Below are 15,718 nucleotides of genomic sequence, written 5' to 3'. Positions count from 1 at the left end.
GTGGTGTCCGGGTTATCAGTTGTTGAACCTGCTTTTGCCTGCGCCTTTAAAACGTTATGAAGAAGCGGCCGACTTCGCGATGAAACGCCGGTCGCGCGCGGCACGCCAGCGTGCAACCAGATTCGGGATCAGCACCGAAGCGAGCAGCAGCACGCCGGTGACGACAGTCAGCGTTTCGCTGGATACGTCGTCGAGCGTCAGCGCGTTTTTCAGCACGCCGATGATCAGCAGCGACAGCAGCACGCCGATCATCGAGCCGCGTCCGCCGAAGATGCTCACGCCGCCGAACAGCACTGCCGCAATCACCGACAGTTCGAAGCCTTCGCCGTTATCGCCGCGCGCGCTGGTGAAGCGCAGCGTATAGACCACGCCCGCCAGCGCGCTCACCACGCCGGACAGCACGAACAGACGCAAACGGATCTTCGCGACCTCGATGCCGGAGAACGCGGCGGCGGTCGGATTCGCGCCGATCGCATAGAGGCTGCGGCCGAACGCGGTGGACTGCAGCAGCACGGTGAACAGCACCGCGCCGACGATCACGATGACGAACGGCAACGGAATGAAACTCGCCCCCACCGTGTCCATGCCGAACGCCGTGTAAGCCGGCGGAAAATCCGCTACCGCCTGATCGCCGAGCAGCACGTACGCGAGGCCGCGAAACAGCGCGAGCGTACCGATGGTCACCGCGAGCGAAGGGAGATTGAGCTTGACGATCACGAGCCCGTTCAACAGGCCGGCCAATGCGCCGGCGATCAGCACGAGTCCGATCACGACCGGCATCGGCAGGCCCAGGTGCCACAGCACGCCCATCAATGCGCTCGACGCACCCAGCACCGAGGCGACCGACAGATCGATTTCGGCGGCGACGATGATGAGCGTCATCGGCAGCGCCATCAACGCGATCTCGGTCAGATCGGCCAATACGTTGCTCAGATTCGCGCCGGTGAGGAATACCGGCGACAGCCAGCGCCCGAGCCCGAGCGACAGAATCAGCACGATCACCAGCAAGACTTCCCATTGCAGCGGTGTTTCGCGTTTGCGCGTGAGCAGCGCGGAATCGGGTTTAGCCATGATCGCGTTTCCTCATCATGCGTTTGGCGACTGAGCGCGCCAGCAAGGTATCGGCGGTGATCGCGGCGACGATGAGCGCGCCTTCGATCGCCTGCTCCCAGAACGGCGACACGTGCAGCACCACCAGCGCGATGCTGATCACCCCGAGCACGAGCGCGCCGAGCGTGGCGCCGAGTATCGTGCCGACGCCGCCCGTGATCGCGACACTGCCGACCACCGCCGCCGCGACCACCTGCAATTCGATGCCCTTCGCGGTGCTGGCGTCGACGGTGCCGAAACGGGCCAGCCACAACGCGCCCGCGAAACCCGCAATCGCGCCGGACAACAGAAAGCCCGACATCACGCGGCGCTCGACGTTCACACCGGCCAGACGCGCCGCCTCGGGATTCGAGCCGATCGCGTAGTGCTCGCGGCCCCCGCGAAACTGCTTGAGGTACACGGCGAGGCCGACCAGCACGACGAGCGCGATCAGCGCGAGGTTCGGAATGCCGAGCAGCGTGCCGGTCGCGAGACGCGAATACGCGTCGGGCAAACTGGTGGCGTTGATCTGGCCGCCGTGCACCCATGCGTAATCCGCGCCGCGAAAGATGTACAGCGTCGAGAGCGTGGCGACCAGCGAAGGCACGCGCCCCACCGCGACCAGCAGCGCATTGATGCCGCCCGCGACGAGCCCGATCGCCAGCCCCGCCGCCAGCGCGGCCAGCACCGGCATATGCGGAAACGCGACGTACAGGCTGCCGACCGCGTACGCGCTGATGCCGACCGTCGAGCCGACCGACAGATCGATATGGCGCATCAAAATCACCACGGTCATGCCGGCCGTCAGCAAACTGATGATCGACACGTTCAGCAGCACGTCGCGCAGATTCTGCAAATTCAGGAACTGCGGCTTCGCGAGCCCCGTCCCCGCGATCAGCAGAATCAGCACGACGAACAGCGTGGTCTCGCGGCTCTTCGCCAGGCTCGCGACGAAGCCGCCCGGCGTGCCGGCGGAGCGCTTGGGCAGCGGCGGCTGAACCGGCGCGGGATGAGTCGAGGAATGGCGCATCATGCGGCGGCTCCCAACGGAGGAAGCGGTTGACCGAGCGCGGCGCCCATGATGCGCTCCTCGTCGGCGTCGGCGCGCGCTATATCCGCGCTGATACGTCCCTCGTGCATCACCAGCACGCGATCGGCCATGCCGAGCACTTCGGGCAACTCGCTCGAAATCATCAGCACAGCCATGCCGTCGCGCACCAGTTCGGCGAGCGCGCCATACACCTCGGCCTTCGCGCCGACGTCGATGCCGCGCGTGGGTTCGTCGATGATCAGCACTTTCGGGCCGGTGGCAAGCCACTTGCCGAGCACGACCTTCTGCTGGTTGCCGCCCGACAACGTGCCGACCGGCGCATTGGGATCACCCGCTTTCAGGCGCAGCCGCGTGCCCCACCGGTTGGCGAGGTCCGTCTCGCTGCGCGTCGAGATGAGGCCGTGTTTGACGAGCCGCCCGAGCACCGTCATCGACGCATTGCGCGCGATGCTCAGTTCCAGTGCGAGCCCCTGCTGGCGACGGTCCTCCGGCACCAGCGCGAGGCCGGCGCGCACCGCTGCGGCGGGCCGGCCCGTACTCAGGCGCTTGCCGCCGAGCCAGACTTCGCCGGAATCGAGCGGATCGATGCCGAAGATCGCCCGCGCGACTTCGCTGCGTCCCGCGCCCACGAGGCCGGCCAGCGCGACGATCTCGCCTGCGCGCACATCGAAGGAAATATCCTTGAAGACGCCCACGCGCGTGAGGCCGCGCACCGACAGCCGTACCTCGCCGGGCGCGCAGTCGGCCTTCGGATAGAACGTCTCCAGATCGCGGCCGACCATCTTCGCGACGATCGACTCGGTGGTGAGATCGGCGGTCAGTCCGTCGAACACTTTCGCGCCGTCGCGCATGATCGTCACGCGTTGTGTCAGCGCGAATACTTCGTCGAGCCGGTGCGTGATGAAGAGGATCGCGACCTCGCGCTCGCGCAGCTTGCGCACGATCGCGAAGAGGCGCTCCACTTCGGGCAGCGACAGCGTGGCGGTGGGTTCGTCCATGATCAGCACGTTGGCGTTCAGCGACAGCGCCTTGGCAATTTCGATCACCTGCTGATCGGCAATCGACAGACCGCGCACCAGCTGATCCGCACGCAGATCGACGCCGAGCGAGGCGAGCAGGCCGTCCACCTCGCGGCGCATCGCGTCGTATTGAATGCGCCCGAGGCGGTCGACCGGCTGCCGTCCCATGAAGATGTTTTCCGCAATCGACAGATCGAAGAACAGCGTCGGTTCCTGATAGATCACTGCGAGTCCGGCGTCGCGCGCTTCGGCGGGCGTCGCGAACCGGCGGGCCGCACCGTCCACCAGCAGCTCGCCGGTATCCGGCTGATGCACGCCGGCGAGAATCTTCACGAGCGTCGACTTGCCCGCGCCGTTCTCGCCGAGCAGCGCATGCACTTCGCCCGGCCAGAGCGCGAGGTCGCCGTCGGATAGCGCCCGCACGCGGCCGAATGATTTACTCGCGTGCCGCAGTTCGAGCCTCGGCACAGCGGATGTGGGTTGCTGCACTGCCTGTCTCCTTCTTTCTTTATTCGCGTTCGGGGTGCAGCCGTGATGCGTCTGCCGCCCGCATCAGATGCGATAGCACCGCTCCGCATTGCGGCGAAACATCGCCTCTTTTTCCGCGACGCCCGCCCCATCGACGATCGCCGCATACGCGCGCCACAAGTCCGCATAAGTGCCGAACAGGCGGTCGACCGGGAAGTTCGACGCGAACATCGCCCGCTCCACGCCGAACGTATCGATCGTTTCGAGCACGTAAGGCCGCAGGCTTTCGACGCTCCAGCGGTGATCGAACATCGCGAGTCCGCTGATCTTCACCGCGACGTTGCGGCAACCCGCGAGCAGGCGCATGCCGTCGCGCCACGCGCGATACCCGGCGACGCTGCTGCGATCCACGAACATACCGGCGTGGTTGACGATGAAGAGCGTGTCGCCGTGCGCACGCGCGAGCGCTGCGGCCTCTTCCATTTGCGACGGATACAGCTGCAGATCGAACGACATGTCATACCGGCGCAGCAGCGCGAAATGTTCGCGCCACCGCGGCTCGCGCATGAAATGACGGCCGACGTAATCGAACAGCTTGTTCTCGTGGACGTTCAGGATCTGCCGGATGCCGCGCGTATTGGCGAACGAGGCGTGCGCTTCGAGCAACGCGGGCGCATTCGGCGCGGACAGATCGACCGCGGCGACGATCGCGTTCGGCATGCCGCGCGAGTCCTTGCGATCCGCGATGGACTGCAGCCAGCGCGTCTCTTCGACCGGATCGGCGGGATCGTGATTCGCCTCGACGTGCACCAGTTTCAGCACGTCGATATCGCCGGCTTCGCCGAGCAGATCGTCGAGCAGGTAATCATGCTTGAGCTCGCGCGCGTCGCCCACGAACGACACGCCCGGGTTTTCCAGCCACGGATAGCGATGCGTCTTCAGATCCCACAAATGGATATGCGAATCGACAACCTGCATGCAGCACTCTCCGTCCGGTGAAGGTCACTTCGAAGTCAATTAACGTGGTCGTGCGGTGAACCGTCAACTCAGCGAATTCAAATGAAACACCGGTTCGAGCGATTGTTGAAGCGGCGTGTGATCCGGCGCGGTCTGCATGATGTCGGCCATGTAATCCCACCATTTGCGCATCACGTCGAGTTGCGGCAGGTCGTCCATCGTGTGATTGGAGGTCCGCGTCAGCATGGCGAAAAGGTGGTTCGAATCCGGGTCGAAGAAAATCCGGTAGTCGCGCACCCCGGCCTTGTGCAACGCATCAACCAGTTCGGGCCAGATCTGCGCGTGACGTCGTTCGTATTCCTCGCGCATGCCGGGGTTGAGCACCATGCGGAAAGCGATTGTTTCCATTGCGGCCTGTCTCCCGTCGTATTGGGGCGCTTTCCGGAGAAGCGTCTGATGCGACTATAATTCCTGCGTCGATAGCAACTCAATCCGTAGTTGGGATTGGGCGATCCACAAACCGAATCGCATCCGGACCATGAGCCAATATTCAGCTGCCGTCGCACTCGTCAACCGGCTCAAGTTCAAGCACCTCGCGCTGCTCGTCGCACTCGACGACACGCGCAATCTCCATCAGGCCGCCGAGGCCGTCAACGTTGCGCAGCCGAGCGCGAGCCGCATGCTCGGCGACATCGAAGAAGCGTTCGGCTTCCTGCTGTTCGAGCGCAACGCGCGCGGCATGACGCCCACGCCGCTCGGCGTCGTCACGCTCGCGTACGCGCGCCGCGCGCTGGCCGAGCTGACGCGCTTCGCCGAAGACCTCGACGTCAAACGCCGCGGCGGCCACGGGCAATTGACCGTCGGCGCGATCATGGGCGCCGCGCCCGATCTGCTGGCGATGTCGGTGGCCGCGCTGAAAACCGAAAGCCCCTTGCTCAACGTGCGCATTCTCGGCGAAACCAGCGACCAGGTCGTGCAATTGCTGCATCGCCGCGAAGTGGATCTCGCGCTCGGCCGCCTGACCAGTCCGCTGCAGCACAACGACTTCAGTTTCGAACCGCTCGCGCGCGAGACTTTGCTGCTGGTCGTGCGTTCGGTGCATCCGCTCGCGCAGCGCACCCGCATCACGTTGTCCGAACTGGTGGACTGGCCGTGGGTCGCACAACCCGTCACCAGCCCGGCGCGCGTGCTGTTCGAGGAAGAGCTCGCGCGTGCGGGACTCGCCACGCCGGTCAACCTGACCGAATGCGCGTCGATCTTCGCCACGCTGCAACTGCTCGAAAATTACGACGCGGTCGCGATGCTGCCGGAGTCGGTCGTGCGTGATCATTTGCGCGGCAAGCTGCTGGTCGCGCTGCCGCTCGAAATCGGCAAGAGTCTTGCCGGATTCGGCATTCTCACGCGCAAGGGAGAAGCGCTCGCCGAACCGGCGCTGCGTTTCATCGACCTGTTGCGCGGTTTCTCGCGCACGCTCGCTCGCGACGGCGACGACCTCGCCACGCTGTGCGCGCCGGACTCGCTGATCGCGCCCGACCCGGTGCATTGAGATCGGCATCGCGCGCGGTATTGGCACGTTCCGCGCGTTACTGCAGGTTGACGAACAGGCCGCCGTCGACCAGCAACGCGGCGCCCGTCACATAACGCGCACGGTCCGAGGCGAGGAACACCACGCACTCGGCGACATCGTCCGGGCGTCCCAGCCGGCCAAGCGGAATGCGCTTTTCGAAGTACGCTTTCTTCGCTTCGTCGGCGAGGTCTTCCGCATTGAGGTCGGTCGCGATGGTGCCCGGCATCACCGAATTGCAGCGGATACCGTACGGCCCCAACGCGACCGCGCACGATTGCATCAGCGAATGCACGCCCGCTTTGGTCGGCGTGTAATGCGTCTGCATGCCGCCGCCCACTAACGCGCTGATCGAACTCGTCGCGACGATCGCGCCGCCCGTGCCCTGCTTTTTCATCTGTTGCGCGGCGGCTTGGGTGACGTAAAACGCGCCGTTCAGATTGACCGCCACCGTCGATTCCAGCACGTCCGGCGGCATGTCGAGAAATGCATGGAACGGACAGATGCCCGCATTGCTCGCGAGCACGTCGACCTTGCCGAATGCTTCGACGGTCTGGCGCACGAGTTGCTGGCCCGTGTCGCGCGCGGCGACGTTGCCCTCCACCGCTATCACGCGCCGCCCAAGCGCCTCGATGTCTTCGACGACTTCCGCCACGGCGGAGCGGCGTCCATAGGATGCGTCGTTATCGCCCCAGTAGTTGATCGCCACGTCCGCGCCTTCGGCGGCGCATGCAACAGCGATTGCGCGGCCGATGCCACGCGAGCCGCCGGTGACGATCACGACCTTATCCTTGAGCAGCACGTCATTCTCCTTTGCCTGGTCATCGAAACTGCGAGCGTCGGTGCGAGGCCGACGCTAACTTCATGCGCATTCAACGCGCCTCAACGTGCCTGAACGCGCTTCAACGCGCTTCAACGCGGATAAGGCCGCACCAACGCGCATTCGGGATTCAATCTCACGCCGAAGCCCGGCGTGTCCGGCACCTTCATCCGGCCATTCACGGGAACCGGCTCGTCGAGCAGAAGCGGCGTGAACATCGGCACGACTTCGTCGGCCTTCGGCGCCATCATCAGAAACTCGGCGAACGGCGAGTTGTGCCGCGTGACGACGAAGTGATAGCTGTACACCGACGAACCGTGCGGCACCACCATCACATTGTGGGCATCGGCGAGCGCGGAAATCTTGATCAACTCGGTGATGCCGCCGCACCAGCCCACATCCGGCTGGATCAGATCGCAGCACTCCATCTCCAGCAGCATGCGGAAACCCCAGCGCGTCGCCTCGTGCTCGCCGGTGGACACCATCATGCCGCGTGGCACGTTGCGGCGCAGTTCGGCGTAACCCCAGTAGTCGTCGGGCGGCAGACACTCCTCGACCCATTTCAGGCCGTATTCGTGCGCGCCTTGCGCAAGCCGTGTCGCATAGCGCACGTCGAGACTCATCCAGCAGTCGTACATCAGCCAGAAATCGTCGCCGACGCGGCTGCGCATGTCGGCGAGCTTCTCCAGATTCTGTTTGAGGCCCGCTTCGCCTTCGGCTGGACCGTGCTGCAACGGCAGCTTGCCGCCGATGAAACCCATCTCCTTCGCGAGATCGGGCCGCGCGCCGGTCGCGTAAAACACCAGTTCGTCGCGCACCGGCCCGCCCAGTAACTGATACACCGGTTCCTTGCGCACTTTCGCGAGCAGATCCCACAACGCGAGATCGACGCCCGAGATCGTATTCAGCACCACGCCTTTACGGCCGTAGTACAGCGTCGAGAAATACATCTGATCCCACATCTTCTCGATGTCGGTGACAAGCTGCCCTTCGAGAAAACGCGCGAGATGCTTCTCCACGATGAACGCGCCGATCTCGCCGCCGGTCGTCACCGCGAAGCCGACCGTGCCGTCGCTCGCCTCGATCTCCACCACCAGCGTGCCGAGCACGTTGATGCCGAACGACTGGCGGCTCTGGCGATACTCGGGATAGCGCGCCATCGGCGTGGCGATGTGATCGTCGATCCAGTGTCCGCCGGGCTGATCGTGATAGTCCGCACCGCCGCCGCGAACGATGAAGGCACGCACGTGCCGGATAGTAGGCATGGCCATGAAAGGAGCTCCGTTATGGATGCGTCGAACGTATTGTCGACAATGCGCCTAGCAGGCGCGATGCAGTAAGTTGCGGGAAGGCGTGTCGGGGTGAGCGTGACTGCGGCGCATTGCGCCGCCATCGCTCGCGTGACGTGAACCAGGCGCGTGCGGGTGCATGTCGTCTCCTACGCGAAGCGCGCGGCGGCTCGGCGCGTCTGTCTCGTTCTGAATACCGCTGCGGCGCGGACGTTCGGGTCGCGCGCTGTGAGCGCTCAGTAAGTGGCTCGTCCGCCGGACAGGTCGAACACCGAGCCCGTGCTGAACGCGCAGTCCTCCGAGGACAGCCACAGAATCAGCGAGGCCGCCTCTTCCGGCAACAGGAAGCGGTTCATCGGAATCTTCGAGAGCATGTAGTCGATATGCTGTTGCGACATCGAGTCGAAGATTTCGGTTTTGGCCGCGGCCGGCGTGACCGCGTTGACGAGAATATTCCTGGTCGCCAGCTCTTTGCCGAGCGACTTGGTCAAACCGATCAGTCCGGCTTTCGACGCGCTGTAGTGCGAAGCGTTCGGATTGCCCTCCTTGCCCGCCACCGACGCGATATTGACGATGCGCCCGTAGCCTTGCTTGAGCATTTGCGGCACCACCGCGCGGCAGGTCAGATAAGGGCCGATCAGGTTCACGTCGATCACGCGGCGCCAGACATCGGGCTCCAGTTCCCACGTCGCACCGTTGCCGCCAGTGATGCCGGCGCAATTGATCAGCACGTCGATCGCGCCGTGCCCGGCGACGGTTTGCTCGACCGCCTGCGCGACGGCGGCTTCCTGGGTCAGCTCGACCGTGATCGCGCTGACTTTGCCCAGCTCGCTCAGTTCGCGTTGGCTGCGCGCGAGGCGCTCGGCGTCGACGTCCCACAACGCGACCGACGCGCCCGAGTTCAGCGCCCGCTGCGCGACCGCGTAGCCGATGCCGCGCGCACCGCCGGTTATGGCGACGACGCGCCCCTCCAGATCGATCTGATTCATCGCTGTGCTCCTGTGGGCCGCCCGAGGGGCGTGCCTGTAAGTTGTTGTATCGCTGCTGTCCGTGCTGATAGTTCAGCAATATACGAGCGGTGCGATGCGTCAACAATTCGAGTATTGGAGGGGGCGATAACAAAAGTGAATCGGGGGCATTCGCGCCTTGGGGGCAGGCGCGCATCTTCTTTCGCGCAAGTCAGCCCCGCGGCCGCCGTTTACATTTTTCCTATATTGCGGTAATTTTGCTGAAATTCGATATTTCAGGAATAACGAAGCCGTCTCGAATGGACGGCTTCCAACGTGCTGCCATGATAAAAAACCAGGACGACGCGCTGTACGTGGAGCCCGTCAGCAACAGGGAAAACCAGGAAGAAGCCAGGGGTTCCAGCCTTGAGCGCATGTTGTCGTTGCTGGATCTCTTCACCGAGCAGAAGCCTCTATGGTCCGCGGACGGCCTCGCGGCCGAGCGGGGATTCACCCGTTCGGCCACCTATCGTTATCTTCGCGAACTCGCCGATTCGGGGCTGATCGCGCCAGTCGAGACCGGACGCTATAGCCTCGGCCCACGGATCATCCAACTCGGCCGGCAACTGGCCGAGAGCGACCCGATGCTGGTGACGATGAAGGATATCGAGGCCCACCTGCCCCAACTCGCGGCCAAACAGAAGTGGCACCTGTGCCGCCTGTTCCGGGATCAGGTCATCGCAATCGGCGAGTACGGCCATCTGGACGCCGACCTCAGTTATCGGCGTGGCTGTCCGATGCCGCTGTTGCGTGGCGCGACCTCCACGGCCGTGCTGGCCTGGTTGCCGGAACGGCAACTCATGCGTATCTACCTGGAAAACCAGGAACACATCAACACCGCGACGCTCGGCTCGAGCTGGCGCGAATGCAGGAAAGCGCTCGGCGCGATCCGCCAGCGAGGCTATGCCGTCGCGCAGGCCGAAGTGGACCCGGATGTCTTCGCACTCGCCGCGCCGATCTTCAATGCCGAGGGCCGGGTAACCGGCAGTATCAGCGTCGTGCGCCACGCGTCCGAATACGACGCCGCGCGTATCCCGGCAGAAGGCGAGATCGTCGCCGCACTCGGCCAGCGCATGACGGAGGGGATCAAACGCATCGCCGCGGGATAGGGTTGCCCGCCAACGACTAGAACAAGGCAACAATGCCAACAAAGGAGACAGGTGCCATGACACAAAAAGAAAATATAGTAGTCCACAATTTTATCAATCTTCAAAAAATGTCCTCGTTTCAGATCCGGACGTTTTTCCTCTGTTTCCTGATTCTCATATTCGACGGCTACGACACTGTTGTCGTCGGTTATATCGCGCCCGCGTTGAAAACTCATTTTGGCGCGGGCCATGCGCAGCTTGCGCCGATGTTCGGCGCCGGCCTCTTCGGTTTGACGATCGGCTCCTTTCTGTTCGGGCCGGTCGCCGACCGCTTTGGCCGCAAACCGACGCTGATCTGTTCGGTGGCCTTATTCGGGCTTTTCAGCATCGCGTCGGCGTGGGCGGGGTCCATCGAGACGCTCATCGTGTTGCGTTTCCTCACCGGGCTGGGGCTCGGTGGCGCCATGCCCAACGCCTATACGCTGGCGGCGGAATACTGCCCCGATCGCCTTCGCGCGACGCTCGTCGCGCCAATTGGCTGCGGTATCGCCGCAGGCGGCGCGCTTGGCGGCCTCGTCGCTCCGCATCTGATCGGCGCCTATGGATGGCAGTCGATGCTCCTGCTCGGCGGCGCCCTGCCGCTCGCGCTAACCGTGATGCTGTACCTGGGATTGCCCGAATCGGTGCGATACCTGGTGGCACACGGCAGGCAGAACAGCGCGCGCCACATCTTGCAGCGAATCGCGCCGGCTACCGATCTGAGCGGGGTCCACGTGACACTCGCCGAACCGATGCCCATCGGTTCCTCGCTCCAACATCTGCTGCGCCCCGGCCTGCGCGGCGGCACCTTGCTGCTCTGGATCACGGCATTCATGGCGCTGCTCGTCATCTATTTCCTCGGCAACTGGCTGCCGATCCTCATTCAGTCGAGCGGCGTTCCATTCCGCCAGGCCTCGTTGATGACGGCGCTCTATCTGGCAGGAAACGGCATGGGCGCGATCCTGCTCGGCTTCCTGATGGACCGTTTCAATCCGCAATACGTGCTTGCTGTTGCGTTTTTGTGCGCCGCCGCCAGCCTGACTTCGCTGGGTCATCTGATCGAGACACCGGCACTTGCCCTGACCGCACTGTTCGTGACCGGCATCGGCACGGGCGGCACGATGACCGGCACGAACATTCTCTCAGCCAGTTTCTATCCGACCGTCACGCGTGCGACCGGCGTCGCCTGGACGCTCGGCATGGGAAGAGTGGGGTCGATTGTCGGTTCGATGATCGGCGCCGCGATGCTGGCCGCGCACTGGAGCTCGACATTCATGTTCGCGGCCGTAGCCGCGCCCGTGATCGTCGCCGCGCTCAGCGTGTCAGCCCTCGCCTTCTACCGGCGCCGCCATCCCACGGCTGCCATCGCTACACCAGTCGATCTTTCCACCCAAACTACCGCTTGAATTCAGGAGTGTTTATATGAAGTTGCCCCTTACGGTCGCCTGCTGGGATTACGACCGAACCCGCGCACTGTTCGACGCACGCGTGCAGATCGAAGGCTGCGATGCCAACTATCTTTCGTTGCCGGTCGAGGAAACGTTCTTCCGCGCACTGCGATCGGCCGAGTTCGACATCGCGGAGCTTTCATTCAGCAGCTACACGATGCTGTGCTCGCGCGGCGAGTCGCCATATGTCGCGATTCCGGTTTTTATCTCGCGGATGTTCCGGCATTCTTCGATCTACATTCGTCGCGACCGGGGCATCGTCACGCCGCGTGATCTGGCGGGCAAGACGCTGGGCGTGCCGGAATTCCAGCTGACCGCACCCGTCTGGGCCCGCGGCATGCTCGAAGACGAATACGGCGTGAAGTCCAGCGACATCCGGTGGCGCACGGGCGGCGTCGAGCAGCCTGGCCGTCATGAGAAGGTGGCCTACAGGAACGAATCCGGGATCGAGATCGAGCCGATTCCATCCGACGCCACGCTCAACCAATGGCTGATCGACGGCCGCATCGACGGTATCGTCGCGCCGCGCGCCCCGAGCGCCTTCCTCGCGGGACACCCTGAGCTTACACGCCTGTTTCCGGATTTCCGCACCACCGAAAAGGCGTATTACGCGAAGACTGGCATCTTTCCGATCATGCATGTCATCGGTATTCGCCGCGAGTTGGTGGAGCAGCATCCGTGGTTGCCGGCAAGCGTGCTCAAGGCATTCACCGAAGCCAAGAATCTCGCGCTCGCGAATCTCGCTGAATTGGCCGCGCTGAAGGCGACCCTGCCCTGGCTTGCCGCAGAATACGAAGAAACTGTCGCGTTGCTCGGCAAGGACTACTGGCGTTATGGCATTGCCGGCAATGAAGCGACGATCAACGCGTTTCTACGCTACCACCACGCTCAGGGATTGTCTTCGCGCCTCATGAAGATCGACGAATTGTTCGCACCGTCCACGCTTGAACAGTTCGTGATTTGACCTGCTCGCAATCCCGAATAAATGGAGAAGACGATGTAGAAAGGTGGAGGCTGGTACACGGGCTTCGACCGTAACACGATCGAAACCGGACAGTTTGAAACCAGCACTCCTGAGACGTATCGGCTGCCGGTCAGTGCGCTCGGGAAACCGACTCCCTGAGTCGCCCCGGTCACGAGCGCGATGAGATTGTCCTGCATCGCTGTATCGCTGTTGTATTGCGTCGTAGCGTGGCCCTGAAAGCCGATCAGCGAACTTCGGCCGCCCATGCTTCGGCGTCGGCGCCGGCCGGAATACGCAGCGGCGATGACGGGTCGGTCGCCGCGCGCCACACGGCTTCGGCGACGTCCGGCGCATGGGTAATCGGAGATGACGTATCCCCCAGCTGTTCGACGATCGTCCTGGCGAGATCGGCATAGGCCTCGTGCTCAGAGCCGTATATGTGGGCGCGTGCGTTCTCGCCGAAGCGGGTGTCGGGCGCGCGGCCCGGCAGCACCAGGTGTGACCGCACGCCGAACTGCTCGAGTTCCAGCGCCATCGACTCGGTGAACGCATTCACCGCCATCTTGCTCGCACGGTACGCGGCGAGTAGCGGCAGCGCCTTCAACGTCACGCTCGACGTGACGTTCACGACGACGCCGGCCTTGCGCTGCCGGAACTGCGGCAGCACCGCTTGCGTCAATGCGATCGTGCCGAAACAGTTGGTCTCGAAGAGCTCGCGCACTGTCGCGAGTGGGACGAGTTCGGCCGGGGAAGCCGCGCCGAAGCCTGCGTTGTTCACGAGTACGTCGATCGGACCGGCGGCCTCGACCGCCTCGCGAATGCTCTCCGGATTCGTGACGTCGAGCGCCAGTACGCGCAGGCGTTGTGCCGGTGGCAGTACGTTGGCGCGAGGCGTGCGCATCGTGGCGACGACCTGCCAGTCGCGGGCCAGAAAGTAGCGGGCGATCTCGAGGCCGAAACCCGACGAGCAGCCGCTGATCAGGACAGTTTGCATGGGCATTCCTGTGAGGTGTTTGTGTGAGCTCCTACGATAGGTCTCTGCGTCCGTACTTGCTACAATCAAAAATCCGAATTTCACTTGCAGGAGTCCGGCGATGATCGATCCATTGGCCGAAGTGGTGACCCTGCTTGAGCCGAGTGCCCGGTTCTCGAAACTCATCCACGGCGCGAGCCCCTGGCGCACCGGCCGCTCGAATACCGGCCAGCCGTTCTATTGCGTGCTCCTCGAAGGCGGGTGCCGCATCGCAATCGACGGACACGATCCCATCGAACTCCAGTCCAGTGACTTCGTTCTGATTCCCGCGGCCTATGGCGTCTCAGTGTCCAGCCTCGAGCCGCCACCGGGGCTGGACGCGCCCGCGCCCGTCGCGTTGGGCAGCGGTGAGTTCAGAATCGGCCCCTTGGGCAATCCGGTCGACGTGCGAATGATGGCGGGGCATTGCAGCTTCGGTTCGCCGGATGCGCCCCTGCTGGTCTCGCTGCTGCCGCAACTCGTGCATGTGCGCGGCGAACAGCGGCTGGCCACGCTCGTGCAACTCGTGCGCGAGGAGTCACACGAGCAGCGGCCCGCGCGCGAAGTCGTGCTCTCGCGGTTGCTGGAAGTGCTGCTCATCGAGGCGCTGCGTTCCACGGCAGGAGGAACGAACGCGTCACCCGGTCTCGTCAGCGGGCTCGCCGATGCCCGCCTCGCGGCCGCGATCCGCGGGATGCACGCCCGCCCGGCGTATGCATGGACGGTCGCCGAGCTCGCGAAGGAAGCCGCGCTGTCGCGCTCGACCTTCTTCGAGCGCTTCAGCCGCGCGGTCGGCGTCGCGCCGATGGAATATCTGCTCACGTGGCGCATGGCACTCGCGAAGGATCTGCTGCGCCGTAACGAAGGGCGGGTCGCGGAGATCGCGGAGCGCGTCGGCTATAGCTCCGCCAGCACCTTCAGCGTCGCCTTCACCCGACATGTTGGCCGGCCACCGACGCGGTACGCGCGCGAGGAGCAGGCGGCCGCGAACGAGGCGTAACACGGCGCAAACAACGGGCGCCTGGATCTGGGCGCGCGTCCCTGGCTCAATCAGATTCCACGCGAACGGCAGGTCGACTGACAAGCGAGGTCAGCCTCTAGCTTCTACTCTCCTGGAACAGATATAGAACAGAAACAATAAATAAATATTGGCACTTCAGTTTTAAAGCTCTATAAATCAATCGCGTGTCATACGATCTGAATTAGAAGAATTTACTTCATGTTCCATTAGTATTCCTGGATACTTCGCATTTCCAGCAGCGATGGGCCAGGAATTTCGAACTGTGCGCCCCAAGAGCCATCCTGTTCAGTCCGCCTGTTTCGATGGATAGTGCGATTCTCAACAGAGGTCATTATGAGGGCGTCACAATGAAATTCGCTCGCAATATCGCTGAAAAGATTTTTTATTTATCTGCATTGACCGCTTTTACGACACTGGCGCCATGCACCGGATCGGCTCAAACAATACCGAAGCAAGGAACCATCGACGCCACCTACTCCGCTGCGGGCACCGACGTACGAGAGATCGGAACCAGTGCCGACGACGTCGTGTACCTGTACGAATCAACTCTCCTGATGGCAAACAACAGCAAGTCGCCCTTGTTGCAAAACATCACGGCGCACTGCGTTGAAGCCGGCTTTACTGCCGGAGCCGGAAACGGCTACTGCGTGTATTCGGACAAAGACGGAGACAAATTCGTCGAGGCTTTTAACCATCCACATGCCGCAACATCGGGAAAAGGAACCCTCGTTTCGGGCACTGGAAAATACAAGGGCATCCAGGGGCAATTCGACTGGCAGGTAGTGCAGGGCGGATTCAACCGGTGGATGCAATAGTTTGCTGGAATCGCTCAGCTGGCGTTTCGTAGTCCAGCGTCTTTCTGGGACGCTCGTTCAATCGCCT

Annotated in this window: 15 protein-coding genes; 6 read left to right on the top strand and 9 right to left on the bottom strand. The window is 63.3% G+C overall.

From position 1 onward, the window contains the following. Positions 1–54 precede the first annotated feature (54 nt). The 5 genes from ACZ9H4_RS29035 to rhaM form a co-directional block, all read right to left on the bottom strand. The gene (locus ACZ9H4_RS29035) at positions 55–1,071 is read right to left on the bottom strand and encodes an ABC transporter permease (protein ID WP_408138714.1); all 1,017 of its coding nucleotides are present in this window, start codon (positions 1,069–1,071) and stop codon (positions 55–57) included. Next, positions 1,064–2,122: an ABC transporter permease gene (locus ACZ9H4_RS29030; protein ID WP_408152108.1), complete on the bottom strand. Its 1,059-nt coding sequence runs from the start codon at positions 2,120–2,122 to the stop codon at positions 1,064–1,066. Before ACZ9H4_RS29030 ends, ACZ9H4_RS29035 begins: the two co-directional genes overlap by 8 nt. After that, entirely contained in the window at positions 2,119–3,648 is a 1,530-nt protein-coding gene (locus ACZ9H4_RS29025) for a sugar ABC transporter ATP-binding protein (RefSeq protein ID WP_476122087.1), read from the bottom strand. The genes ACZ9H4_RS29030 and ACZ9H4_RS29025 overlap by 4 nt, the downstream gene beginning before the upstream one ends. Positions 3,649–3,711: 63 nt before the next feature. After that, positions 3,712–4,605 carry an amidohydrolase family protein gene (locus ACZ9H4_RS29020; RefSeq protein WP_476122085.1) on the bottom strand — a complete coding sequence of 298 codons (894 nt, stop codon included), beginning with the start codon at positions 4,603–4,605 and terminating at the stop codon, positions 3,712–3,714. A 63-nt stretch (positions 4,606–4,668) separates the two neighbouring features. Then, positions 4,669–4,992 carry an L-rhamnose mutarotase gene (gene rhaM, locus ACZ9H4_RS29015; RefSeq protein ID WP_408323491.1) on the bottom strand — a complete coding sequence of 108 codons (324 nt, stop codon included), beginning with the start codon at positions 4,990–4,992 and terminating at the stop codon, positions 4,669–4,671. A gap of 130 nt (positions 4,993–5,122) precedes the next feature. Between rhaM and ACZ9H4_RS29010 the strand changes: the two genes are divergently transcribed. After that, a complete protein-coding gene (locus tag ACZ9H4_RS29010; protein ID WP_408138725.1) occupies positions 5,123–6,130 on the top strand; it encodes a LysR family transcriptional regulator in 1,008 nt (335 codons plus the stop codon). A gap of 37 nt (positions 6,131–6,167) precedes the next feature. On the opposite strand, the gene ACZ9H4_RS29005 is transcribed toward ACZ9H4_RS29010, so the two are convergent. The 3 genes from ACZ9H4_RS29005 to ACZ9H4_RS28995 all read right to left on the bottom strand — a co-directional run bounded on the left by ACZ9H4_RS29005 (position 6,168) and on the right by ACZ9H4_RS28995 (position 9,246). Continuing rightward, positions 6,168–6,950, bottom strand: coding sequence for an SDR family NAD(P)-dependent oxidoreductase (locus tag ACZ9H4_RS29005; RefSeq protein WP_408138727.1), 783 nt, complete (start codon positions 6,948–6,950; stop codon positions 6,168–6,170). 110 nt (positions 6,951–7,060) lie between these two features. Beyond that, positions 7,061–8,239, bottom strand: coding sequence for an L-rhamnonate dehydratase (rhmD, locus tag ACZ9H4_RS29000; protein ID WP_408323490.1), 1,179 nt, complete (start codon positions 8,237–8,239; stop codon positions 7,061–7,063). Between the two features lie 254 nt (positions 8,240–8,493). Continuing rightward, positions 8,494–9,246: an SDR family NAD(P)-dependent oxidoreductase gene (locus ACZ9H4_RS28995; protein ID WP_408323488.1), complete on the bottom strand. Its 753-nt coding sequence runs from the start codon at positions 9,244–9,246 to the stop codon at positions 8,494–8,496. A 278-nt stretch (positions 9,247–9,524) separates the two neighbouring features. Between ACZ9H4_RS28995 and ACZ9H4_RS28990 the strand changes: the two genes are divergently transcribed. From ACZ9H4_RS28990 to ACZ9H4_RS28980, 3 genes are read left to right on the top strand one after another with little or no spacing between them, the layout of a single operon-like run. After that, complete coding sequence (locus ACZ9H4_RS28990) at positions 9,525–10,373, top strand: IclR family transcriptional regulator (RefSeq protein ID WP_408323486.1); 849 nt, start codon at positions 9,525–9,527, stop codon at positions 10,371–10,373. 32 nt (positions 10,374–10,405) lie between these two features. Further along, complete coding sequence (locus tag ACZ9H4_RS28985) at positions 10,406–11,797, top strand: MFS transporter (protein ID WP_408323485.1); 1,392 nt, start codon at positions 10,406–10,408, stop codon at positions 11,795–11,797. A gap of 16 nt (positions 11,798–11,813) precedes the next feature. Continuing rightward, a complete protein-coding gene (locus ACZ9H4_RS28980; RefSeq protein ID WP_476122080.1) occupies positions 11,814–12,803 on the top strand; it encodes a substrate-binding domain-containing protein in 990 nt (329 codons plus the stop codon). 244 nt (positions 12,804–13,047) lie between these two features. Here ACZ9H4_RS28980 and ACZ9H4_RS28975 read toward each other — a convergent pair whose 3' ends face one another. Beyond that, positions 13,048–13,797: an SDR family oxidoreductase gene (locus ACZ9H4_RS28975; RefSeq protein ID WP_476122078.1), complete on the bottom strand. Its 750-nt coding sequence runs from the start codon at positions 13,795–13,797 to the stop codon at positions 13,048–13,050. Between the two features lie 100 nt (positions 13,798–13,897). On the opposite strand from ACZ9H4_RS28975, the gene ACZ9H4_RS28970 reads away from it, so the two are divergent. Continuing rightward, positions 13,898–14,815, top strand: coding sequence for an AraC family transcriptional regulator (locus ACZ9H4_RS28970; RefSeq protein WP_476122076.1), 918 nt, complete (start codon positions 13,898–13,900; stop codon positions 14,813–14,815). Positions 14,816–15,183: 368 nt separating this feature from the next. Further along, positions 15,184–15,651: a hypothetical protein gene (locus tag ACZ9H4_RS28965; RefSeq protein ID WP_476122074.1), complete on the top strand. Its 468-nt coding sequence runs from the start codon at positions 15,184–15,186 to the stop codon at positions 15,649–15,651. Positions 15,652–15,718 lie beyond the last annotated feature (67 nt).

The organism is Paraburkholderia sp. TE9906 (genome assembly GCF_056279605.1).
Note: the sequence above shows the minus strand (reverse complement) of the source record. Positions and strands in the feature narration are given on the sequence as shown.

Coding starts and splice junctions, on each gene's coding strand:
- ACZ9H4_RS29035 (WP_408138714.1), bottom strand. CDS start 1,071: ATGGCTAAACCCGATTCCGCGCTGCTCACGCGCAAACGCGAAACACCG.
- ACZ9H4_RS29030 (WP_408152108.1), bottom strand. CDS start 2,122: ATGATGCGCCATTCCTCGACTCATCCCGCGCCGGTTCAGCCGCCGCTG.
- ACZ9H4_RS29020 (WP_476122085.1), bottom strand. CDS start 4,605: ATGCAGGTTGTCGATTCGCATATCCATTTGTGGGATCTGAAGACGCAT.
- rhaM (WP_408323491.1), bottom strand. CDS start 4,992: ATGGAAACAATCGCTTTCCGCATGGTGCTCAACCCCGGCATGCGCGAG.
- ACZ9H4_RS29010 (WP_408138725.1), top strand. CDS start 5,123: ATGAGCCAATATTCAGCTGCCGTCGCACTCGTCAACCGGCTCAAGTTC.
- rhmD (WP_408323490.1), bottom strand. CDS start 8,239: ATGGCCATGCCTACTATCCGGCACGTGCGTGCCTTCATCGTTCGCGGC.
- ACZ9H4_RS28995 (WP_408323488.1), bottom strand. CDS start 9,246: ATGAATCAGATCGATCTGGAGGGGCGCGTCGTCGCCATAACCGGCGGT.
- ACZ9H4_RS28990 (WP_408323486.1), top strand. CDS start 9,525: ATGGACGGCTTCCAACGTGCTGCCATGATAAAAAACCAGGACGACGCG.
- ACZ9H4_RS28985 (WP_408323485.1), top strand. CDS start 10,406: ATGCCAACAAAGGAGACAGGTGCCATGACACAAAAAGAAAATATAGTA.
- ACZ9H4_RS28980 (WP_476122080.1), top strand. CDS start 11,814: ATGAAGTTGCCCCTTACGGTCGCCTGCTGGGATTACGACCGAACCCGC.
- ACZ9H4_RS28975 (WP_476122078.1), bottom strand. CDS start 13,797: ATGCAAACTGTCCTGATCAGCGGCTGCTCGTCGGGTTTCGGCCTCGAG.
- ACZ9H4_RS28970 (WP_476122076.1), top strand. CDS start 13,898: ATGATCGATCCATTGGCCGAAGTGGTGACCCTGCTTGAGCCGAGTGCC.
- ACZ9H4_RS28965 (WP_476122074.1), top strand. CDS start 15,184: ATGAAATTCGCTCGCAATATCGCTGAAAAGATTTTTTATTTATCTGCA.